Genomic DNA, 21,341 nt, shown 5'->3' with positions numbered 1-21,341 from the left:
CTTACAGAACTGCTTTCGGGTAGGAACCCAGCACTTTGAGTGCTACTGCTTCCTGACTGATCTTTTCCAGTACACCTTTGATCAACGGATCACGGTGATGGCCAACGAAGTCGATGAAGAACACGTAGGTCCATTTGCCGCTGCGCGACGGCCGGGTTTCGATGCGGGTCAGGTCGATCCCGTTGTCATGGAACGGCACCAGCAACTCGTGGAGCGCGCCGGGCTTGTTGCTCATGGACACGATGATCGAGGTCTTGTCGTCGCCGGTTGGCGGTACTTCCTGGTTACCGATCATCAGGAAGCGCGTGGAGTTGTCCGGACGATCTTCGATCTTCTCGGCCAGACGCGTCAGACCATACAGACCGGCGGCCATGTCGCCGGCAATCGCCGCCGAATTCCACTCGCCCTTGACCCGCTTGGCCGCCTCGGCGTTGCTGGACACCGCCACGCGCTCGACATTCGGGTAATGCGCATCCAGCCACTTGCGGCACTGGGCCAGCGACTGAGCATGGGAATAGATGCGGCTGATGCTGTCGGTCTTGGTGTTTTCACCGACCAACAGGTGATGGTGAATGCGCAGCTCGACTTCGCCACAGATCACCATGTCGTGCTCGAGGAAGCTGTCAAGGGTGTGATTGACCGCGCCTTCGGTGGAGTTTTCCACCGGCACCACGCCAAAATTCACCGCACCGGCCGCCACTTCACGGAACACTTCGTCGATCGCCGCCATCGGCTTGCTGATCACCGCGTGACCGAAGTGCTTCATGGCCGCAGCCTGAGTGAAGGTGCCTTCAGGGCCGAGGTAAGCCACTTTCAGCGGCTGCTCCAGCGCGAGGCACGAAGACATGATTTCGCGGAACAACCGCGCCATTTCTTCGTTGCCCAACGGCCCTTGATTGCGCTCCATCACTCGCTTGAGTACCTGGGCTTCGCGCTCAGGACGATAGAACACCGGCACTTCGCCTTCGGCCAGCGAGGCCATCTTTACTCGCGCAACTTCCTGGGCGCAACGCGCACGCTCACTGATCAGCTCCATGACTTTGGTGTCCAGAGCGTCAATGCGAACGCGCAGTGCCTTGAGTTCTTGCTCGGACATCAGCCGTGTTCCTTCTCGAATTCAGCCATGTACGCCACCAGCGCGTTAACGGCGGTGATGTCGACGGCGTTATAGATGGAGGCGCGCATGCCGCCCACAGAGCGGTGGCCCTTGAGGTTGAGCAGACCACGCTCTTCGGCACCGACCAGGAACGGTTTGTCGAGACGATCATCGGCCAGACGGAACGGCACGTTCATCCACGAGCGATCCGACTTGTTGATCGGGTTGCTGTAGAGACCGCTGGCGTCGATGAAGTCGTACAGCGTGCGCTGCTTGGCATCGTTCAGCTTGGCGATGGCTTCGACACCACCCTGCTCTTTGAGCCACTGGAACACCAGACCGGACAGATACCAGGCCAGCGTCGGCGGCGTGTTGTACATCGAGCCGTTGTCGGCCGCGACCTTGTAGTCAAGCATGGTCGGGCACAGCGCACGGGCCTTGCCCAGCAGGTCTTCACGAATGATGTTGACGACGATACCGCTCGGACCAATGTTCTTTTGTGCGCCGGCGTAGATCATGCCGAAACGCGAGACATCGACTGGACGCGACAGAATGTCCGAAGACATGTCAGCGACCAGCGGCACGTCGCCGACTTCCGGAATCCACTGGAATTCCAGACCGCCAATGGTCTCGTTCGGGGCGTAATGAACGTAAGCGGCGTCTTTCGACAGGTTCCACTCGTTCTGGCCGGGGATGGCGAAATAGTCGTAAGGCTTGGCGGTCGCGGCGACGTTGACATGGCCGTAACGCGAGGCTTCTTCGATGGCTTTCTGCGACCAGATACCGGTGTCGATATAGTCGGCCGAGCCGCCCTCAGGCAGCAGGTTCAGTGGAATCTGCGCAAATTGCTGGCTGGCGCCACCTTGCAGAAACAGCACTTTATAGTTCGACGGGATATTCAGCAGGTCACGCAGATCCTGCTCGGCCTGGGTGGCAATGGACACGAACTCATCGCTGCGATGGCTCATTTCCATGACCGACAAGCCCTTGCCATGCCAATCAAGGAGTTCACCCTGGGCGCGCTGCAGGACAGCTTCAGGAAGCGCCGCAGGACCGGCGCAGAAGTTATAGGCTCGCTTGCTCACATCCAATCTCGCTCTGATTTGGTGGTATCACGCAATAAATCACACTATTGATCAACACGGCCCTGTGGGAGCGAGACTGCTCACGAACGCATCACCGCAGTGCTTCGAAGGTACCGCAGCGCCTGCTTTCGCGAGCAGGCTCGCTCCCACAGGGGATCTCCATGATGTCGAAAATTCATACCGGACAAATAACAAGGGGGCGAATTCTCATCCGCCCCCTCGCTTGTCCGCTTACTCTTGCGGTTCTTCGTCTGCTGCGGCGTCGAGCTGCTGGTCTTCGACTGCGTCGTCGATCACGACATTGCCTTCGAACTCCTCGCCCTCTTCACCTTCGAGCTCTTCACCTTCGACTTCCGAAGGCTCCTGAACCCGCTCCAGGCCGACCAGGGTTTCATCCTTGGCCAGTTTGATCAGCGTGACACCTTGAGTGTTACGACCCAGGCTCGACACTTCGTCGACACGGGTACGCACCAGCGTGCCCTGATCGGAGATCAGCATGATCTCTTCGCCGTCCTGCACCTGAACCGCACCGACCAGACGGCCGTTACGCTCGTTGCTGACCATGGCGATAACGCCCTGACCGCCACGCTTGTACTCAGGGAACTCGGTGATGGCGGTACGCTTGCCATAACCGCGCTCGGAAGCGGTGAGAATCTCGCTGCCTTCTTCCGGGATCAGCATGGAAATCAGCTTCTGACCTTCCGGCAGACGCATACCACGCACACCGCGGGCGGTACGGCCCATGGCGCGAACTTCGGATTCCTTGAAGCGAGTGACCTTGCCGCCGTCGGAGAACAGCATGATCTCCTGCTCGCCGTCGGTGACGGCCGCGGAAATCAGGATGTCGCCTTCGTCCAGCTCCAGCGCGATCAGACCAACGCTACGCTGACGGCTGAAGGCCACCAGCGGGGTCTTCTTGACGGTACCGTTGGCGGTCGACATGAAGATGAACGGCGCCTTCTTGCGATCGGCCGCCTTGATGCGCGCGCGGCGCTCTTCGTCGGTCTCGTTGCTGTTTTCGATTTCTTCTACATCAGCCTCGGCGCCTTCGGCTTCTTCTTCGTCAGCCTGACGCTTCATGGCTTCGAGATCAACCGGCAGCATGGTGGTGATGTATTCGCCCTCGCTCAATGGCAAGAGGTTGACCAGCGGACGACCACGGGCAGCGCGGGACGCTTCCGGGATCTCGTAGGTCTTGAGCCAGTACACCTTACCCTTGCTGGAGAACAGCAGCAGCGTGGTGTGGCTGTTGGCAACCAGCAGGTGAGCGATGTAGTCCTCATCCTTCACGCCAGTCGCCGATTTGCCTTTACCGCCACGACGCTGAGCCTGGTACGCAGCCAATGGCTGGGTCTTGGCGTAGCCACCGTGGGAGATGGTCACGACGCGCTCTTCTTCCGGGATCATGTCACCCAGGGTCAGATCGAGGCGCGCATCGAGAATTTCGGTGCGACGCACATCGCCGTATTCGGCACGGATCACTTCCAGCTCTTCGCGGATCACTTCCATCAAGCGCACGGCGCTGTTGAGGATGCGGATCAGTTCGCCGATCTGGTTGAGGATCTCTTGATACTCGGCCAGCAGTTTCTCGTGTTCCAGACCGGTCAGACGGTGCAGACGCAGTTCCAGAATGGCTTGCGCCTGCTCTGGCGACAGGAAGTATTTGCCCTCACGCAGACCGTATTGCGGATCGAGCGTCTCAGGACGGCACGAATCAGCACCAGCGCGCTCAACCATCGCGACCACGGCGGAGGATTCCCACGCGGTCTTGATCAGCGCTTCCTTGGCTTCCGACGGGGTCGGCGAAGCCTTGATCAGGGCGATCACCGGGTCGATGTTCGACAGGGCAACCGCTTGACCTTCAAGGATATGGCCACGTTCACGGGCTTTACGCAGCTCGAACACGGTACGGCGGGTGACAACTTCGCGGCGGTGACGAACGAAGGCTTCCAGCAGATCCTTGAGGTTAAGGATCCGCGGACGACCGTCGATCAGCGCGACGATGTTGATGCCGAACACCGCTTGCAGCTGGGTCTGGGCGTAGAGGTTGTTGAGGATCACCTCAGGCACTTCACCGCGACGCAGCTCGATCACGACGCGCATACCGTCCTTGTCGGACTCGTCGCGCAGCTCGGTGATGCCTTCAAGCTTCTTCTCTTTAACCAGCTCGGCGATCTTCTCGATCAGACGCGCCTTGTTCAACTGGTAAGGAAGTTCGGTGATGACGATCTGCTGACGGCCACCGACCTTGTCGATGTCCTCGATGATCGAGCGGGCACGCATGTAAATGCGCCCGCGACCGGTGCGGTAGGCTTCGATGATGCCGGCGCGACCGTTGATGATCGCGGCGGTCGGGAAGTCCGGACCGGGGATGTATTGCATCAGTTCATCGACGGTCAGCTCAGGGTTGTCGATGAGCGCCAGGCAACCGTCGATGACTTCACCGAGGTTGTGCGGCGGAATGTTGGTCGCCATGCCCACGGCGATACCGCTGGAGCCGTTGACCAGCAGGTTGGGAATCCGCGTCGGCATGACCGCCGGGATCATCTCGGTGCCGTCGTAGTTCGGCACCCAGTCCACGGTTTCCTTGTGCAGGTCGGCCAGCAGCTCGTGCGCCAGCTTGGTCATGCGCACTTCGGTGTATCGCATGGCCGCGGCGTTGTCGCCGTCCACCGAACCGAAGTTGCCCTGACCGTCGACCAGCAGGTAGCGCAGGGAGAAAGGCTGAGCCATGCGGACGATGGTGTCGTACACCGCAGTATCACCGTGCGGGTGATACTTACCGATCACGTCACCGACAACACGGGCAGATTTCTTGTACGGCTTGTTGTAGTCGTTGCCCAGCTCGCTCATCGCGAACAGTACGCGACGGTGCACGGGCTTGAGGCCATCGCGCGCATCCGGCAGTGCACGGCCGACGATCACGCTCATCGCGTAGTCGAGGTAGGACTGCTTCAGCTCGTCTTCGATATTGACCGGGAGGATTTCTTTGGCCAGTTCGCCCATGAGAAGCCTGATTCCTTTTTCTGGTGAAACTTCGTCATATCCATGTGGGAGCAACGAAGCTCGTCGGGCACGGCAGAGTGCAGTGCGCCGACTTACGACAAATCAACATTCCGGAGAGTGGATTTGCGCAGTAAAGACAGCTCCGTGGAGCGGCCTCGGAAAACGCCGGATGTTATCACAAAGGCCGCCACGCACCTATCCCCCAGACGCGCATGGAGCATAGTTAGTTGACTGGTGACAGGCTTAACGGGGACGAGAGAGGCTCAGAGCTTCTTTGAATGCAGAATTCGGGCTGAGTTTGAGGATGTTTATTGACTTTTAGGGCTTCATCGCTGGCAAGCCAGCTCCCACAGGATCGGCGGCGAGCACAAAACCTGTGGGAGCGAGCCTGCTCGCGAAGAGGTCAACGCAAACGTCAAGCCAATCAATGCAGGCGCTTGCGGCACATCAACTGGGCCATTTTCGCCGTATCCGGCCGCTCGACGATGCCCTTTTCGGTAACGATCGCATCGATCAGATCCGCCGGTGTCACATCAAACACCGGGTTGAACGCCTCAACGTCAGCGCCAACACGCTTGCCGCCGACTTCCAGCAATTCGGCACCATCGCGCTCTTCAATCGGAATTTCGTCGCCGCTGGCCAGATTCATGTCGATGGTCGAACTCGGCGCCACCACCATGAAACGCACACCGTGATGCATGGCGTTGACCGCCAGTTGATAAGTGCCGATCTTGTTGGCCACGTCGCCATTGGCGGTGATCCGGTCAGCACCAACGATCACCCAGGTCACGCCTTTGGTTTTCATGATGTGCGCGGCGGCAGAATCGGCATTCAGGGTGACCGGGATGCCTTCGTTGGCCAGCTCCCATGCTGTCAGGCGCGAGCCCTGAAGCCACGGCCGGGTTTCGTCGGCATAAACGCGCTCGACCATGCCCTCGAGAAATGCCGCACGAATGACGCCAAGCGCCGTACCAAAACCACCCGTCGCCAGAGCGCCGGTGTTGCAGTGGGTGAGAATCGCTTGAGCGTTGCCCTGATGCTTGCGGATCAGATCGACGCCGAGCTGGGCCATGGTCAGGTTGGCCTCGCGATCACTTTCGTGGATGGCGATGGCCTCGGCTTCCAGTGCTGCCAGCGGATCGGCATTGCCTTTGAGGCGATCGAGCCGATCGTGCATGCGACCCAGCGCCCAGAACAGGTTGACCGCCGTCGGCCGGGAATCGGCCAGCAGGGCAAAATCCTCTTCCAGCGCGGCGTACCAGTCGCCACCTTCGGCCACCCGCGTACGCGCCGCGAGCACAATGCCATAAGCCGCACTGATGCCGATCGCCGGGGCGCCACGCACCACCATCGAACGAATCGCCTCGGCCACGCCGGCAGCGCTGGTGTAAGCGATCCAGGTTTCCTCGAACGGCAAAATACGCTGATCCAGCAGGTGGAGCGCGCCATCTCGCCAATCGATGGCCTTTACTTTCTCCGCAGCCAACAGTCGATCGCGCATCCCACACCCCGCACTCATGAACAAAAGCCGCCGATTATAGCGATCCCCCCGCGAAGACGCTCGGGTATACTTCGCCATCCTTTACAAAAGCACTGGAACCGACCCTCGATGCCGAAACCTGTCCTTGCGCTCGACTTATTATTGCTGCCAACCTGGCTGGTACCCGTCGAACCCGCAGGCGTTGTGCTCAAGGAGCATGGCCTGGGCATCCGCGACGGTCGCATCGTGTTTATCGGCCCGCGCAGCGACGCACTGAAGTGTAACGCCGCTGAAGTGCGCGAATTGCCCGGCGTCCTGCTCAGCCCCGGCCTGATCAACGCTCACGGCCATGCGGCAATGACGCTGTTCCGTGGCCTGGCCGATGATCTGCCGCTGATGACCTGGCTGGAAAACCACATCTGGCCGGCCGAAGCCAAATGGGTCGATGAAGACTTCGTTCGTGACGGTACCGATCTGGCCATCGCCGAGCAGATCAAGGGCGGCATCACCTGCTTTTCGGACATGTATTTCTTCCCCAAAGTCGCCAGCGAACGCGTGCATGACAGTGGCATTCGCGCGCAGATCGCCATTCCGATCCTCGACTTCCCGATTCCCGGCGCCTCCAGCGCCGATGAGGCCATTCGCCAAGGTGTCGAGCTATTCGGCGATCTGAAGCATCACGAGCGCATCAAGATCACCTTCGGCCCTCATGCACCCTACACCGTAGGCGACGAAAATCTCGAGAAAATCCGCGTGATCGCCGAGGAGCTGGACGCGTCGATTCACATGCACGTCCACGAAACGGCGTTCGAAGTGCAACAAGCGGTCGAGCAACGCGGTGAGCGGCCGCTGGCCCGCCTAGGCCGACTGGGCCTGCTCGGGCCGCGCTTCCAGGCTGTGCACATGACGCAGATCAGCGATGACGACCTGGCGTTGCTGGTAGAAAGCAACACCAGCGTGATCCACTGCCCGGAATCGAACCTAAAACTGGCCAGCGGTTTCTGCCCGGTCGAGCGTTTGTGGCAGGCTGGTGTGAATGTCGCGGTCGGCACCGATGGTGCGGCGAGCAACAATGACCTCGACCTGCTCGGCGAAACCCGTACCGCAGCGCTACTGGCCAAAGCTGTCGCCGGTTCTGCCACTGCGCTCGACGCCCATCGTGCGTTGCGCATGGCCACGCTCAACGGTGCTCGCGCACTGGGAATCGAAGCGCAGGTTGGCTCGCTGGAAATCGGCAAAGCCGCGGACATCGTCGCCTTCGACCTGTCCGGCCTGGCGCAGCAGCCGATCTATGACCCGGTTTCGCAGCTTATATATGCCACCGGGCGCGATTGCGTGAAACACCTGTGGGTCGCCGGCAAACAACTGCTCGACGACCGGCGCCTGACGCGCATGGATGAACAGCAACTGGGCGCCACCGCCCGGGCCTGGGGCCAGCGCATCAGCGGCCACACCGAATCGTAAACACCTCGCAGCCAACCCGCGGGGCTACAGCCTTTTTCAAGTTTTAGAGGATTGAACCATGAGCAACGTCGACCACTCCGAAATCGCCAAATTCGAAGCCCTGGCCCATCGCTGGTGGGACCGTGAAAGCGAGTTCAAACCGCTGCACGACATCAACCCGCTGCGGGTCAACTGGATTGACGAACGGGTCAATCTGGCCGGCAAAAAAGTCCTCGACGTCGGTTGCGGCGGCGGCATCCTCAGCGAAGCCATGGCCCAGCGCGGTGCCACCGTCATGGGCATCGACATGGGCGAGGCGCCGTTGGCGGTCGCGCAGTTGCATCAACTGGAGTCCGGCGTCAGCGTCGAGTACCGCCAGATCACCGCCGAAGACCTGGCCGAGGAAATGCCCGAGCAGTTCGACGTCGTGACCTGCCTGGAAATGCTCGAACACGTGCCTGATCCATCGTCGGTCATCGCCGCTTGCTACCGCATGGTCAAGCCGGGCGGCCAGGTGTTCTTCTCGACCATCAACCGCAACCCGAAGGCGTACTTGTTCGCGATCATCGGCGCCGAATACATCATGAAGCTGCTGCCGCGCGGCACCCACGACTTCAAGAAATTCATTCGTCCGTCCGAGCTGGGGGCCTGGAGCCGCCTGGCCGGCCTGACCGTCAAGGACATCATCGGCCTGACCTACAACCCGCTGACCAAGCACTACAAACTGGCCAACGACGTTGACGTCAACTACATGATCCAGACCCTGCGCGAGGAATAAGCCGATGGCCATCAGAGCAGTTCTTTTCGACATGGACGGCACTCTGCTCGACACCGCGCCGGACTTCATTGCCATCTGCCAGGCGATGCGCGCGGATCGCGGCTTGCCGCCGATCAACGACAAGCACATCCGCGACGAGATTTCCGGTGGCGCCAAAGCCATGGTCGCGGTGACGTTCTCGATGGACCCGGAGTCGCCGGGCTTTGAGGAACTGCGTCTGGAGTTCCTTGAGCGCTACCTCGTCGGTTGCGCGGTGCACAGCAAACTGTTCGACGGCATGAGCGAACTGCTGGCCGACATCGAAAAGGCCAACCTGATCTGGGGCGTGGTCACCAACAAGCCTGTGCGTTTCGCCGAGCCGATCATGCAGCAACTGGGGTTGGCCGAGCGCTCGGCGCTGCTGATCTGCCCGGATCACGTGAAGAACAGCAAGCCGGATCCGGAGCCGCTGATTCTCGCGTGCAAGATGCTTGATCTGGATCCATCGACCGTTCTGTTTGTGGGCGATGATCTGCGCGATATCGAGTCGGGGCGCGATGCCGGGACCAAAACGGCCGCGGTAACCTACGGCTACATCCATCCGGACGACAACCCGCGGCATTGGGGCGCGGATGTGGTGGTGGATCATCCGCTGGAGTTGCGCAAGGTGCTGGATAGCGCGCTCTGCAGCTGCTGATCAAAGTCAAAAAATCGCCGCCTGCGGCAGCTCCTACAGGGAAGTTATCCAACTCATGCAGGAGCTGCCGCAGGCGGCGATCTTTTAGCTATTAACGGATTGTGAGGTTTTTATGTTTGATTATTCCGCTCGCCCCGAATTGCTCAAGGATCGGGTCATTCTGGTCACCGGTGCCGGTCGTGGCATTGGCGCGGCCGCCGCGAAAACCTATGCCGCCCATGGTGCCACCGTGCTGCTGCTGGGCAAGACCGAAGCCAATCTGACGCAGGTCTACGACGAAATCGAAGCGGCCGGCCATCCGCAACCAGCAGTCATCCCCTTCAACCTCGAAACCGCCCTGCCCCATCAATACGATGAACTGGCAGCGATGATCGAGACTGAGTTCGGCCACCTCGACGGCCTCCTGCACAACGCCTCGATCATCGGCCCGCGCACGCCGATCGAGCAGTTGTCCGGGGAAAACTTCATGCGCGTCATGCAGGTCAACGTCAACGCCATGTTCATGCTGACCAGCACGCTGCTGCCGCTGCTCAAGCTGTCGCAGGATGCGTCGGTGGTGTTTACCTCCAGCAGTGTTGGTCGCAAGGGCCGTGCTTACTGGGGCGCGTACGGTGTGTCGAAATTTGCCACCGAAGGCCTGATGCAAACCCTGGCCGATGAGGTCGACGGCGTAGCGCCGGTGCGCTCCAACAGCATCAACCCGGGCGGCACCCGCACCAGCATGCGAGCACAGGCCTATCCCGGAGAAAACCCGCTGAACAATCCGACCCCGGAGGACATCATGCCGGTCTACCTCTACTTGATGGGCCCCGACAGCACCGGTATCAACGGCCAGGCATTCAACGCACAGTAATGCCATACGTCGCATTTGTAGCCGCGGCGGATTACTGCCGCGGCAGTCATTTGCCGCTATCGGCCGTCACAATAAAGTCAAATATCCATCACCTCTCCTCCTCGCGACTTCACAAACCATTGATTCATATGGGTTTAAATAAAACCGAACTGAATGGCACGACTTTCGCTCTAATTTGCCACAAAGCATGCCGTGTGAAGGCAGTGGGGCGAGGCCTGATTCGATAGCTTACTAATCGTCATCAGGCAGACTAAACTTACGCCAAATGTCCTACGGGACTGATGGATCAGTACGACGCGCAGCCCATAGCCGCTCTCACCCAGCCTGTAAGACAGACTTACTGCTTAGGGGCTCACGCCACATGAAATCACCCTCCCAGACCAATGCAATTGACTTTGACAGTGCCAAATTGCAACGCCTGGGCTTTGGTCAGCTTCCTCCACTTCTGGAACGCCCGACCAGCCTGACGCAATTGCGCCAGCAAATGAGCCTGCAATTGCAAACCAGTCTCGAACCGCAACGCATACTCGGTCTGTTTTTCCGCGAGGTTCAACGCCTTGTGCCGCTTGACGCCTTGAGCTACGAGCACAAGGGCAGCGACTTGCGCCTGGAGTTCGGCGCACGCGGCCACCATTCCGTCAGCTACAGCCTGAGCCACGAAGGCGAGCACATGGGCGAAGTGGTGTTCCGCCGCAATCACCGCTTCAACGAGCAGGATCAGGGCAATCTCGAATCGCTACTGTCGTCGCTGCTATACCCGATGCGCAATGCCCTGCTGTACCGAGCAGCCACCCAGAGCGCGTTGCGTGATCCGCTGACCGGCGCCGGCAATCGCATCGCAATGGAGCAGACGCTGCAACGCGAGATCGAGATGTCTCGACGGCATGTGCAGCCGCTGTCGGTGTTGATGCTGGATATCGACCACTTCAAGCGCGTCAACGACAGTCACGGCCACAGCGCAGGAGATGACGTGCTTAAAGCCGTAGCTGCGTCGATCAAGAGCCAGTTGCGCAACGTCGACATGGTCTTTCGTTATGGCGGGGAAGAGTTTCTGATCATGCTGTCCAACACCAGCCGGGAAGCGGCGGCGATGGTCGGCGAGCGTCTGCGTTATGCGGCGCAAGCGGCAGAGTATTACGCAGATGGTCAACTGATCGAGCTGACGGTCAGCCTGGGTTGCTCCACCCTGCTACCGGGTGAATCGGCAGAAAGCCTGTTGCGCCGCGCGGACAGTGCGCTGTACGTGGCCAAGCGTGAGGGGCGTAATCGGTTGGCAATGGCGGGCTGAATCCTTCCAGACAGCACAAAACAGTGTGGGAGCGAGCCTGCTCGCTCCCACATTAGCTTTTGGCGAAGCCGGTAATCAGTTTTCGAGCACGGCCCTGCGCTCACGGCTTACCAGCAAGCGTTCGGACGTTTCCAACTGCATGCACCGCTCCAGGAACAGGTACATGTAGTCGTAGCTCTTGCAGATGGCCTGACGCAATTCGACCTGCAAGGCTTTGCTCGGGCTCATGCCAGCGAGGGTGCAGATGATTTCCAGCGCCTCCCATGGGTGAGCATCGTCGTACTGGGCGTGCATCTTCAGCCACTTCATCGCACGCTTGCGCTCCTCTTCAGGGAATGCCGCAGCGTACACGCCATTGGAACAGACCAGCGCCGACCACTCCCCGGTCGCGCCTTCGATGGCGTAGTTGGTCGCGGCGATGGCCACAATCAGTGAATCGGCGGAACTGGTATGCCAGCACCAATGACTCAAGGCATGCAGTTCAGGCGGCACATGCTGGGCCTGAAGATCCTCAAGGCTTACACCGTGCGCGCGACTCCAATGCACCCAATAATCGGCGTGATTGAGTTCGACGCGAATGTTGCGCATCAGCCAGCGCCGCGCCATGTCTTCGCCGGGGTGACGGGCGAATCTGGTCTTGGTCAGGTTCTGCGCCATGTACAAGGCGAACTGCTCAACGACCGGCCAGCCCCCGATGAGGTACTGGCGCATGGTTTTGGCGCTGAGTTTGTTATCACGCATGCGCAGGTAAAGTTCATGCTCGACAACCCGGCGCTTGCTCTCGCTGCAATCATCTATCAGCTGCTGTGCCCAGCCTGGATAACTTGCGGCTTCCATGAGTGGTCCGGTTCGGTTGAATGTGTCGATCACTGTTCGGCTCCTTTTGATTTGTGATTGTAAGGATCGGCGAGAGATTTCAACGGAACGTGCCAGGCGCTTTGAATAACAGTGGTTGCGGTCTGGCGGGCCGACTTTGCAAACTGTCACAGGTAAACAATTGCGGACGCTCAATAACATAACCTTGTGCGTAATCCATACCAATTTCAAGCAATGCCTGCTCGATCTGAGTTGTTTCGACAAACTCGGCAATTGTCTGCTTACCCATGACATGCCCGATGTGATTGATCACTTCGACCATTGCGCGGTTAATCGGGTCGTCCAGCATATCCTTTACGAAACTCCCGTCGATCTTCAGGAAGTCTACAGGCAAATGTTTCAGATAAGCGAATGAAGACATTCCGGCACAAAAGTCATCCAGAGAGAAGTAGCAACCTAAGCCTTTGAGTTCATTAATAAATCTAATTGCACTGCCCAAGTTTGAAATTGCACTGGTTTCAGTAATTTCAAAACAAATCATTTCAGGCGGTATTGAATAGTTAACAAACTGCTCGCGCAGAAAGTTCAAAAACGCGTCATCTCCTATAGTAATGCCTGACAGATTAATCGCACACATCGCTAATGGGCCTTCATGTTCTTGCGCAATACATTGAGCAATCACCTTGAACACATTTTGCACTACCCAGCGATCCAGCTGACTCATCAAGCCATAACGTTCGGCAGCGGGAATGAAACTGTCGGGCAGAATCATTCGCCCGGCTTCATCATGCAGACGCAGGAGAATCTCAATGTGCCCGCCCTTGCCCTCACTTGGTTTGAGGGGGGAGATTTCCTGGGCAAAGAGGCAAAAACGGTCCTCTTCCAGCGCCATGTGCAAACGCTGCACCCAAGCCATTTCACCGAAGCGCAGCGACAGTTCGGAGTCGTCGGCGTGATAGACCTGCACCCGGTTGCGGCCCTTTTCCTTGGCCATGTAGCAGGCCATATCTGCCGCACGCAGCGAGGTTTCGAGGGTCGTCGGGGTTTGCGTGATATGCACCAGGCCGATACTGACCGTGGTCTGGAATGGTCGCCCTTTCCATACAAAATGCAGGTTCTGCACGGTATGACGCAGCACCTCGGCAATTTTCTCCGCCGCCTCCGGCGAGCAGTTCTGCAGCAGAATACCGAACTCGTCACCGCCAAGTCGCGCCAGCGTATCGCCCTCGCGCAGGCCTGATTGCAGCAGCGTGCAGATGTGTCGCAACAGTTCATCGCCCGCCGCATGGCCGCAGGTGTCGTTGACCAGTTTGAACTGGTCCAGGTCGAGGAACATCAATGCGTGCCGCCCCGCTTGCCGCGTTAGGGTGTGCAGCGCCTGCTCCAGGCGATATTCGAACTCGCGGCGGTTAGCCAGCCCCGTCAGCGCATCGTGGGTGGCTTGCCAGGAGAGATTGGCGATGTATTGGCGTTCCTGGGTCATGTCGTGCAGCACCAGCACGGTGCCGCTGACCTTGCCCGCATTGCGGATCGGTGCACCCACCAGCGTCACCGACAACGTGCTGCCGTCCAGGCGCTGGATCAGCTTTGAGTGTTCACTGCCGCCACCGAGTTGACCGCTGAGAATGTGTTCGATCAGCGTCAGACCTTCGGCCTGGGCGTTGTCATCAAGCAAATTGAACAGCGCCGCCAGCGGCAAACCGGCGGCCTGTTCGGCTTTCCAGTGGGTCATGGCTTCGGCGGCGGGGTTCATGTAATCGATGGCCCCCGTCACGTCGGTGGTGATGACGCCATCGCCGATCGATTGCAGGGTGACCTGCGCGCGATCCTTTTCCAATTGCAGCGCCTCGGCAAAGGCGTGGCGCTGCTTGAGCAATTTCTGGGTGCGCAGCAAGGCCAGCACGATCAGCCCCAGCGCCGTGGCCAGGTTGATCGCCAGCAACAGTCGCAGGATCATCCGCGAGCCTTCGCCCAAGGCATCACTGAAGGCTTTCGCCGCCGGAGTCACGGCATCATTGATCGCAAAGATCTGCGCCTTCCAGCGCAGGATATCGGCACTGCTGGCGGTATTCTCGGAAATACTGCGGTGCATCGCGCGCGCGAGATCATCCAGCTCGATCAGATAAGCGTCACCCACCGTCCAGCGGTCGATGGCAGTCTCCAGGTAACTGAAATGACGGAAGTTGAGGTACAGCCAGATCACGCTGGAGACGTCGTCCGGATGGTTGCCACCCTTGAGGATGCCTTCGCGTGCAGCGGCCAGGTCCGGCGGTTGGCGGTCCAGCGCCAGACGCAGCTGATGACCGCCCTGGGGGACGCCAATCGCGGTCTGGTATTTGAGGAATATCTTTTCGTCGCGACTGTCTGCGTACAGATTGAGGTAGTAGATGGCATCTTTCTGGCCCTTGGACCAGAGACTTTCCCCCGCAACGTAGCCGCGAACGGCCGACAGCACGTAAAGGCTCACGCCCCCCAATAACGCTTGAAACAACACGACGGCAATAAATGGCCAGACGATGCCCAACAATCGTGGCGTTCCGAAAGTCCGCTTTTGCTCCATGAGATCCCTTGCGCAAGTACTGCCAGATGAACAACCGTAAAATCCCGCTCCTGACAGCTCAGCCTAGGCTAATTTTTGATATGTCAAAGGGACAGCTCGCCCGTCTGCAACGCTGATCGTGCAACCGACTGATCTTTAGAGGCTTTCCGAGCAGGTTTACTCAATGATATTCACACACTGAGGGCAAAAAAGGGCAAGAAACTCAGGGGCGCTGAATCTGCTGCAAATGGCCATACAATTTGGCGTACAGCCCGCCGTCGGCAATCAACTGCTGGTGATCGCCATCTTCGGCCACTTGTCCGCCGTCGAATACCAGCACCCGATCAGCCTGCTTCACTGCCGATAACCGGTGCGCAATGATCAGCGTGGTGCGGCCATGTAGGAACCGCGCCAAGGCTTGATGCAGGTTGTATTCGGTGGCGGCGTCGAGGGCCGAAGTGGCTTCGTCGAGGATCACCACTTTTGGCTCGGCGAGGATCATCCGTGCAATTGCCAGGCGCTGGCGCTGGCCACCAGACAAGCGCACGCCGGAACGGCCAACGATGCTGTCGAGTCCATCCGGCAAGGCGCGGATCGCGGGTTCGAGCTGAGCAATTTCCAGCGCCTGCCAGCAGGCTTCGTCGCTGCGCGTGCGGCCCATCGTCAAGTTGGCGCGTACGGTGTCATTGAACAGCGCCGGATGCTGCAACACCACCGCGACGTTTTCCCGAACCGTCTCAAGACCGATTTCCTGCTGGGTCGAACCGCCAAAGCGAATCGTCCCGGCCAGCGGCGTGTACAGCCCCAGAAGCAATTGCACCAGGGTGCTTTTACCACCACCACTGGCGCCGACAATCGCGACTTTCTCACCGGGCGCGATGGACAGGTTCAACTGATCCAGCACCGGTTCATCGCCGTAACCGAAGCTCAGGCCTTGCACCTCGATGCCCACGGTATCGCGGCCCTTGAACGGATCGACGCCGCCCGGATACTGCGGCTCATCGGCCCGCGCCAGCAGTTCGTTGATCCGCGCCAGCGCCCCGCCCGCCGCGTAATAGGCGTATTGCAGGTTGAGCAGTTGCTCCACCGGGCCGATCATGAACCACAGGTAACTGAACACCGCGAGCATCTGCCCGATCGACAGGTCGGAGAACAGCACGGTGAGCATCGCCGCGGCGCGAAAGATGTCGATACCGAACTGGAACAGCAGGCCACTGGCACGGTTGGAGGCGTCGGTTTTCCATTGCGAGTTGATCGCGTAGTTACGCACCTCCTGCGCCCGCAAACCGAGCCGGCCGAGGAAGAAACCCTGACGGTTGCCCGCCCGCACTTCCTGAATCGAGTCGAGGGTTTCGCTCAGCGCCTGGGTGAAACGCGCGGTGCTGTCGTTCTCGAGTTTCTTCAGGTGTTTGACGCGTTTGCCCAACTGCACCGTGGCGTAGATCACCAACGGGTTGAACAGCAGAATCAGCAGCGCCAGCTTCCAGTGCATCCACATCAGGATGCTCGCGGTGCCAACCAGCGTCAGCATCGCCACCAGAAACCGGCTGAGGGTTTCACCGACAAACTTGTCGAGGGTGTCGAGATCGGTGACCAGATGGGTGGTCACCGTGCCGCTGCCCAGACTTTCATATTCGGCGAGGGAAATACGCTTCAGCCGTTCGATCAAGCGCACGCGGATGCGATAGACGATGTCCTTGGCCAAACGCGCAAACAGCCGCGACTGCAACACGCCAAAGCCCAACGCGCCGCAACGCAGGGTCAAGGTGACCACCAGCATCAGGCCGATATAGCCCGCCGCTTGCTGCCACATCGTCGGTAACAGGTGATTCATCACCTTCAGCGCCGCATCGCCGTGGCCGAGCAGGACTTCGTCCACCAGCAATGGCAGCAGCAACGGAATCGGCACGCTGCACAGCGTGGCCAGAACGGCGACGCCGTTGGCGATCCACAGGGATTTTTTGTGAGTGAGTGCCAGTCGCCGGACTTCTGCCCAGCTCAGCCGGTCGATACGCTTTGCGGCTGGCGTGTCATCGGCCCGGTCAGGCACAGGCTGCGCGCTCCAGCCATCGGCCCAGCAATGGCGACAGTTCGCTGAGCGGTTGATAACCGTTGGTCAGCAATGCCAGCTGGCCGTTGCGTTCGGCGAGCAACGTGGGGAAACCGGCGATGCCGAGATCCTGCACCCAGCTGAAATCGGCCTGAGTGGCTTTGTGTTGATCGGCATGATCGAACAACGCAGCGAACTCGATGCGCGGCACGCCCGCCTGCTCCGCCAACTCGACCAGTACGCTGGCCTGAGTGACATCGCGACCTTCAGCGTAAAACGCCTGCTGGATCAGTCCGACCAGTTTCCACGCACAATCCGGCGCCAGGCTGCGTGCAGTGACAATCGCACGGCAGGCCGGCTCGGTGTCGTAGACAAAACCCTCGGGCAACGCACCGTCAAGCTTGAACGGCTGATCCGTGGCCTCGGTGACCGCTTGCCAGTGTTCAAGAATGTAGCGGCGGGTGGTCGGCTCCAGCGCCGAACCGCTGCCGGTGCGCAATCCGCCCACCACCAGATGCAGCTCGACCCCGGCTGCCTGCGCTTGCTCGACCAGTGCCTTGGCCACCGGAGCAAATCCCCAGCACCAGGAACACATCGGATCCATCACATAGAGCAGGCGCGCAGACATGGTTAAGCCTCGGTGGATGCTTGCTTGTAGTTAAAGCCGATCGGGTGCGGCTGGTTGCGGGCCTTGGCCAGTTCGATCTGCTTCTGCCGGTCGATGGCGCTGCGGCGAGTCTTCTCGCTCAGCGTGTTCCAGCAATGCGGGCAACTGATGCCAGCGACGTAGTGCTCGGAGGTGCGATCTTCAACGCTGACCGGTGTGCGGCAAGCATGACATTGATCGTAGTCGCCTTCGGTGAGGTCGTGGCGCACAGTTACGCGGTTGTCGAACACAAAGCAGTCGCCCTGCCACTTGGTTTCTTCCTGCGGCACCTCTTCGAGGTACTTCAGAATGCCACCCTTGAGGTGGTAAACCTCTTCAAAGCCTTCGCCCAACATGTAGCTCGATGCCTTTTCGCAGCGAATGCCACCGGTGCAGAACATTGCGACCTTCTTGTGCACGGCCGGGTCGAAGTGCGCTTTGATGTAGTCGGGGAATTCGCGAAAACTGGTGGTTTTCGGATCGATGGCGCCTTCGAAGGTGCCGATCGACACTTCGTAATCGTTGCGCGTGTCGATCAACAGCACTTCAGGGTCGCTGATCAACGCGTTCCAGTCTTGCGGATCAACGTAGGTGCCGACCTTTTTGTTCGGGTCGACGCCGTCAACACCGAGGGTGACGATCTCTTTCTTCAGTTTGACCTTGGTGCGGTAGAACGGCTGCTCGTCGCAGTACGACTCTTTGTGGTCGATGTCGATCATGCGTGGGTCGTTCTTCAGCCAGGCGAGCAGGCCATCGATGCCTTCGCGAGTGCCGGAAACCGTGCCGTTGATGCCTTCTTCGGCAATCAGCAAGGTGCCTTTGATGCCGTTGTCGACCATCGCTTGCAGCAGCGGCTCGCGCAGGTTGACGTAATCTTCGAGGGTGACGAACTTATACAGTGCCGCCACGACAATCGGTTGTGTCATGGGTATTTCTCCAGGTGGCTACCCTCGTAAAGGGTGAACCGGATGCGAAAAAAAACGCGCCGGGTGAGCGGCGCGTTGCGGATTCTAGCAAAAAAGCAGCTTCGAGCGGCGAGCTTCAAGCGACAAGCCAAAACCTGTCCGCCATTGCCTTGCAGCTTACCGCTTGAAGCTTATCGCTGCTTTCCTCCGGCACAGGTTGGCGACGCGGGGGCGGCGCCAGTCTCTGCCCATTCCTGCGGGGTGTAGGTGTGCAGCGCCAACGCATGGAACTCGACCATCAGCTCGCCAAGCGTGCCGTAGACTTTCTGGTGGCGCTTGACCCGGCTCAGCCCTTCGAACTGCGCGCTGACTACGACGGCCTTGTAGTGAGTCTGTAACCCACGACTGTGCATATGGCTTTCATCCAGCACTTGCAGATGCTCAGGCTGAAGTAGCGCCAGCGTCGATTCGATGCGTTGTTGCATGGTCATCACGAACTCCGCTTACTTCTTCTTGGCCGCAGGAGCTGCAGGAGCCAGCTCTTTGGTCATGTCTTCCAGCAGCTTGTTGACTACCGGCACGGCGCTTTCCAGCTTGGCCTGCGTCATCTGGGCCGATTGCTGAGTCAGCTGCGGCATTTTTTCCAGGACTTTCTTGCCCAGTGGCGACTTGTAGAAAGCGACGAGGTCCTTGAGTTCGGACTCGCTGAAGTTGGTGGTGTAGAGCTTGACCATGTCCGGCTTGAGCTTGTTCCAGCCGATGGCCTGGTCCAGCGCAGCGTTAGCCTTGGCCTGATAGGTTTCCAGCACGGCTTTCTTGGCTTCCGGGGCTTTGGTCTGCTCAAAACGCTGGGCAAACATTTGCTGTACTTGCATGTACACCGGGGTGCCCAGTTTGTCAGCGTGCGCCAGAGTCAGGAAAGCTTCGGCACTGGCGTTGTGGCTGGCGGTATCGGCGAGGGCCTGGCCGCTGGCGCAAACCAGGGCTACTGCGGTACAGATGGCACGAAGACGAGTCATCGAGTTTCCTTTTCAGCTAGGCGAGGTAAAACCCCAAGGGCGCCCATTCTGCGCCTAACATTCATCGCGGCTCAACCCCCAAAGCCTTGCCGCGCTTGATTGGCGGGGTTTTACCGGTCAACAATCGATTCGAGGGAACCACCAGGGCCGACACCGGCCTAAACTGCGCAAACAGACCAACAGGAGTGTGCACGATGAGCCGTATCGAAACCGACAGCCTGGGCCAGATCGAGGTCCCGGACGACGCATACTGGGGTGCTCAGACGCAACGCTCGCTGATCAACTTCGCCATTGGCCAGGAACGCATGCCGCTGCCGGTACTGCACGCCCTGGCCCTGATCAAGAAAGCCGCCGCGCGGGTCAACGACCGCAACGGTGACCTGCCCGCCGACATTGCCCGCCTGATCGAGCAGGCTGCCGACGAAGTCCTCGACGGCCAGCACGACGACCAGTTCCCGCTGGTGGTCTGGCAGACCGGCAGCGGCACTCAAAGCAACATGAACGTCAACGAAGTGATCGCCGGTCGTGCCAACGAACTGGCCGGCAATCCACGCGGCGGCAAGACCCCGGTCCACCCGAACGATCACGTCAATCGCTCGCAAAGCTCCAACGACTGCTTCCCCACTGCCATGAGCATCGCCACGGTCAAAGCCGTGCAAGAGCAGTTGCTGCCCTCGATTGCCGAGCTGTCAGGTGGCTTGGCTGAACTGGCAGCACGGCACATGAAACTGGTAAAAACCGGCCGCACGCACATGATGGACGCGACGCCGATTACCTTCGGTCAGGAATTGTCGGGCTTCATAGCGCAACTGGATTACGCCGAGCGGGCGATCCGCGCGGCACTGCCGGCGGTGTGTGAACTGGCGCAGGGCGGTACCGCCGTCGGTACCGGGCTGAATTCGCCGCACGGTTTTGGCGAGGCCATTGCGGCAGAGCTCGCTGCGTTGTCCGGCCTGCCCTTCATCACCGCGCCGAACAAATTTGCCGCGCTGGCCGGTCATGAACCGCTGACCAGTCTGTCCGGCGCGTTGAAAACCCTCGCCGTGGCCCTGATGAAAATCGCCAACGACTTGCGCTTGCTCGGCTCGGGCCCCCGCGCAGGTTCCGCTGAAGTGCGCTTGCCGGCGAACGAGCCGGGCAGCTCGATCATGCCGGGCAAGGTCAATCCGACCCAGTGCGAAGCGCTGTCGATGCTCGCCTGTCAGGTGCTGGGCAATGACGTGACGATCGGCATTGCCGCGAGCCAGGGTCACTTGCAGCTGAACGTGTACAAACCGGTGATCATCCACAACCTGCTGCAATCGATCCGCTTGCTCAGCGACGGTTGCAGCAACTTCCAGCAGCACTGCATCGCAGGACTCGAGCCGGATGCGCAGGTCATGGCCCAGCATCTGGAGCGCGGTCTGATGCTGGTGACGGCGTTGAACCCGCACATCGGTTATGACAAGTCCGCAGAAATCGCCAAGAAGGCTTACAGCGAAGGTCTGACCTTGCGCGAAGCGGCGCTGGAGTTGGGCTATCTGACTGATGAAGAGTTTGATGCGTGGGTGCGGCCGGAGAACATGATCGAGGCTGGCGCCAAAGGCTAGAAGCAAAAAGATCGCAGCCTGCGGCAGCTCCTACAGGGGAACGCATTCCAACTGTAGGAGCTGCCGCAGGCT

The 21,341-nt window shown here is 59.6% G+C and carries 17 protein-coding genes; 6 read left to right on the top strand and 11 right to left on the bottom strand.

Translation table 11 applies throughout. The features are described 5' to 3' along the window. Position 1: 1 nt before the first annotated feature. The 4 genes from pheA to mtnA form a co-directional block, all read right to left on the bottom strand. Positions 2-1,096: a prephenate dehydratase gene (pheA, locus tag AB4P92_RS24510; RefSeq protein WP_007908404.1), complete on the bottom strand. Its 1,095-nt coding sequence runs from the start codon at positions 1,094-1,096 to the stop codon at positions 2-4. Continuing rightward, positions 1,096-2,181 (bottom strand): 3-phosphoserine/phosphohydroxythreonine transaminase, encoded by a 1,086-nt coding sequence (serC, locus tag AB4P92_RS24505; RefSeq protein WP_042560363.1) that lies wholly within the window; start codon positions 2,179-2,181, stop codon positions 1,096-1,098. The genes pheA and serC overlap by 1 nt, the downstream gene beginning before the upstream one ends. A gap of 231 nt (positions 2,182-2,412) precedes the next feature. After that, positions 2,413-5,187 carry a DNA gyrase subunit A gene (gene gyrA, locus AB4P92_RS24500; protein WP_042560364.1) on the bottom strand — a complete coding sequence of 925 codons (2,775 nt, stop codon included), beginning with the start codon at positions 5,185-5,187 and terminating at the stop codon, positions 2,413-2,415. A 424-nt stretch (positions 5,188-5,611) separates the two neighbouring features. After that, on the bottom strand, positions 5,612-6,688 hold the full coding sequence (gene mtnA / locus AB4P92_RS24495) for an S-methyl-5-thioribose-1-phosphate isomerase (RefSeq protein ID WP_047302451.1): 1,077 nt from the start codon (positions 6,686-6,688) through the stop codon (positions 5,612-5,614). Positions 6,689-6,796: 108 nt separating this feature from the next. Between mtnA and AB4P92_RS24490 the strand changes: the two genes are divergently transcribed. From AB4P92_RS24490 to AB4P92_RS24470, 5 genes are all read left to right on the top strand, one after another. Beyond that, positions 6,797-8,131: a TRZ/ATZ family hydrolase gene (locus AB4P92_RS24490; RefSeq protein WP_042560366.1), complete on the top strand. Its 1,335-nt coding sequence runs from the start codon at positions 6,797-6,799 to the stop codon at positions 8,129-8,131. 58 nt (positions 8,132-8,189) lie between these two features. Then, positions 8,190-8,888: a bifunctional 2-polyprenyl-6-hydroxyphenol methylase/3-demethylubiquinol 3-O-methyltransferase UbiG gene (gene ubiG / locus AB4P92_RS24485; protein ID WP_042560367.1), complete on the top strand. Its 699-nt coding sequence runs from the start codon at positions 8,190-8,192 to the stop codon at positions 8,886-8,888. Positions 8,889-8,892: 4 nt separating this feature from the next. Then, positions 8,893-9,564 carry an N-acetylmuramic acid 6-phosphate phosphatase MupP gene (mupP, locus tag AB4P92_RS24480; protein ID WP_210622846.1) on the top strand — a complete coding sequence of 224 codons (672 nt, stop codon included), beginning with the start codon at positions 8,893-8,895 and terminating at the stop codon, positions 9,562-9,564. 112 nt (positions 9,565-9,676) lie between these two features. Further along, positions 9,677-10,417, top strand: coding sequence for a YciK family oxidoreductase (locus AB4P92_RS24475; protein ID WP_042560369.1), 741 nt, complete (start codon positions 9,677-9,679; stop codon positions 10,415-10,417). 361 nt (positions 10,418-10,778) lie between these two features. Further along, the gene (locus AB4P92_RS24470; RefSeq protein ID WP_042560370.1) at positions 10,779-11,705 is read left to right on the top strand and encodes a GGDEF domain-containing protein; all 927 of its coding nucleotides are present in this window, start codon (positions 10,779-10,781) and stop codon (positions 11,703-11,705) included. 75 nt (positions 11,706-11,780) lie between these two features. Here AB4P92_RS24470 and AB4P92_RS24465 read toward each other — a convergent pair whose 3' ends face one another. The 7 genes from AB4P92_RS24465 to AB4P92_RS24435 form a co-directional block, all read right to left on the bottom strand. After that, complete coding sequence (locus AB4P92_RS24465) at positions 11,781-12,542, bottom strand: TenA family transcriptional regulator (RefSeq protein ID WP_395598288.1); 762 nt, start codon at positions 12,540-12,542, stop codon at positions 11,781-11,783. A gap of 79 nt (positions 12,543-12,621) precedes the next feature. After that, complete coding sequence (locus AB4P92_RS24460) at positions 12,622-15,081, bottom strand: EAL domain-containing protein (RefSeq protein ID WP_395598287.1); 2,460 nt, start codon at positions 15,079-15,081, stop codon at positions 12,622-12,624. Between the two features lie 202 nt (positions 15,082-15,283). Then, a complete protein-coding gene (locus AB4P92_RS24455) occupies positions 15,284-17,110 on the bottom strand; it encodes an ABC transporter ATP-binding protein (protein WP_395598286.1) in 1,827 nt (608 codons plus the stop codon). Continuing rightward, positions 17,103-17,738 (bottom strand): DsbA family protein, encoded by a 636-nt coding sequence (locus tag AB4P92_RS24450; RefSeq protein ID WP_395598285.1) that lies wholly within the window; start codon positions 17,736-17,738, stop codon positions 17,103-17,105. The genes AB4P92_RS24455 and AB4P92_RS24450 overlap by 8 nt, the downstream gene beginning before the upstream one ends. A gap of 2 nt (positions 17,739-17,740) precedes the next feature. Next, entirely contained in the window at positions 17,741-18,682 is a 942-nt protein-coding gene (locus AB4P92_RS24445) for a rhodanese-related sulfurtransferase (RefSeq protein ID WP_042560375.1), read from the bottom strand. Between the two features lie 170 nt (positions 18,683-18,852). Continuing rightward, a complete protein-coding gene (locus AB4P92_RS24440; RefSeq protein ID WP_395598284.1) occupies positions 18,853-19,152 on the bottom strand; it encodes a BolA family protein in 300 nt (99 codons plus the stop codon). Positions 19,153-19,164: 12 nt separating this feature from the next. Beyond that, positions 19,165-19,680 carry a DUF2059 domain-containing protein gene (locus AB4P92_RS24435; RefSeq protein ID WP_042560377.1) on the bottom strand — a complete coding sequence of 172 codons (516 nt, stop codon included), beginning with the start codon at positions 19,678-19,680 and terminating at the stop codon, positions 19,165-19,167. 194 nt (positions 19,681-19,874) lie between these two features. Between AB4P92_RS24435 and AB4P92_RS24430 the strand changes: the two genes are divergently transcribed. Further along, positions 19,875-21,269, top strand: coding sequence for a class II fumarate hydratase (locus tag AB4P92_RS24430; protein WP_395598283.1), 1,395 nt, complete (start codon positions 19,875-19,877; stop codon positions 21,267-21,269). The last annotated feature ends 72 nt before the right edge of the window (positions 21,270-21,341 follow it).

The organism is Pseudomonas sp. A0308 (assembly GCF_044218815.1).
Lineage (GTDB): Bacteria > Pseudomonadota > Gammaproteobacteria > Pseudomonadales > Pseudomonadaceae > Aquipseudomonas > Aquipseudomonas iridis.
This window is presented reverse-complemented; position numbering and strand designations above follow the sequence as displayed.

Excerpts from the sequence above, each read along its gene's own strand:
- AB4P92_RS24465 (WP_395598288.1), bottom strand. The coding sequence starts at position 12,542 with ATGGAAGCCGCAAGTTATCCAGGCTGGGCACAGCAGCTGATAGATGAT.
- pheA (WP_007908404.1), bottom strand. The coding sequence starts at position 1,096 with ATGTCCGAGCAAGAACTCAAGGCACTGCGCGTTCGCATTGACGCTCTG.
- gyrA (WP_042560364.1), bottom strand. The coding sequence starts at position 5,187 with ATGGGCGAACTGGCCAAAGAAATCCTCCCGGTCAATATCGAAGACGAG.
- AB4P92_RS24475 (WP_042560369.1), top strand. The coding sequence starts at position 9,677 with ATGTTTGATTATTCCGCTCGCCCCGAATTGCTCAAGGATCGGGTCATT.
- AB4P92_RS24450 (WP_395598285.1), bottom strand. The coding sequence starts at position 17,738 with ATGTCTGCGCGCCTGCTCTATGTGATGGATCCGATGTGTTCCTGGTGC.
- mtnA (WP_047302451.1), bottom strand. The coding sequence starts at position 6,688 with ATGCGCGATCGACTGTTGGCTGCGGAGAAAGTAAAGGCCATCGATTGG.
- ubiG (WP_042560367.1), top strand. The coding sequence starts at position 8,190 with ATGAGCAACGTCGACCACTCCGAAATCGCCAAATTCGAAGCCCTGGCC.
- AB4P92_RS24435 (WP_042560377.1), bottom strand. The coding sequence starts at position 19,680 with ATGACTCGTCTTCGTGCCATCTGTACCGCAGTAGCCCTGGTTTGCGCC.
- AB4P92_RS24430 (WP_395598283.1), top strand. The coding sequence starts at position 19,875 with ATGAGCCGTATCGAAACCGACAGCCTGGGCCAGATCGAGGTCCCGGAC.
- AB4P92_RS24440 (WP_395598284.1), bottom strand. The coding sequence starts at position 19,152 with ATGACCATGCAACAACGCATCGAATCGACGCTGGCGCTACTTCAGCCT.
- AB4P92_RS24470 (WP_042560370.1), top strand. The coding sequence starts at position 10,779 with ATGAAATCACCCTCCCAGACCAATGCAATTGACTTTGACAGTGCCAAA.
- AB4P92_RS24490 (WP_042560366.1), top strand. The coding sequence starts at position 6,797 with ATGCCGAAACCTGTCCTTGCGCTCGACTTATTATTGCTGCCAACCTGG.
- mupP (WP_210622846.1), top strand. The coding sequence starts at position 8,893 with ATGGCCATCAGAGCAGTTCTTTTCGACATGGACGGCACTCTGCTCGAC.
- AB4P92_RS24460 (WP_395598287.1), bottom strand. The coding sequence starts at position 15,081 with ATGGAGCAAAAGCGGACTTTCGGAACGCCACGATTGTTGGGCATCGTC.
- AB4P92_RS24445 (WP_042560375.1), bottom strand. The coding sequence starts at position 18,682 with ATGACACAACCGATTGTCGTGGCGGCACTGTATAAGTTCGTCACCCTC.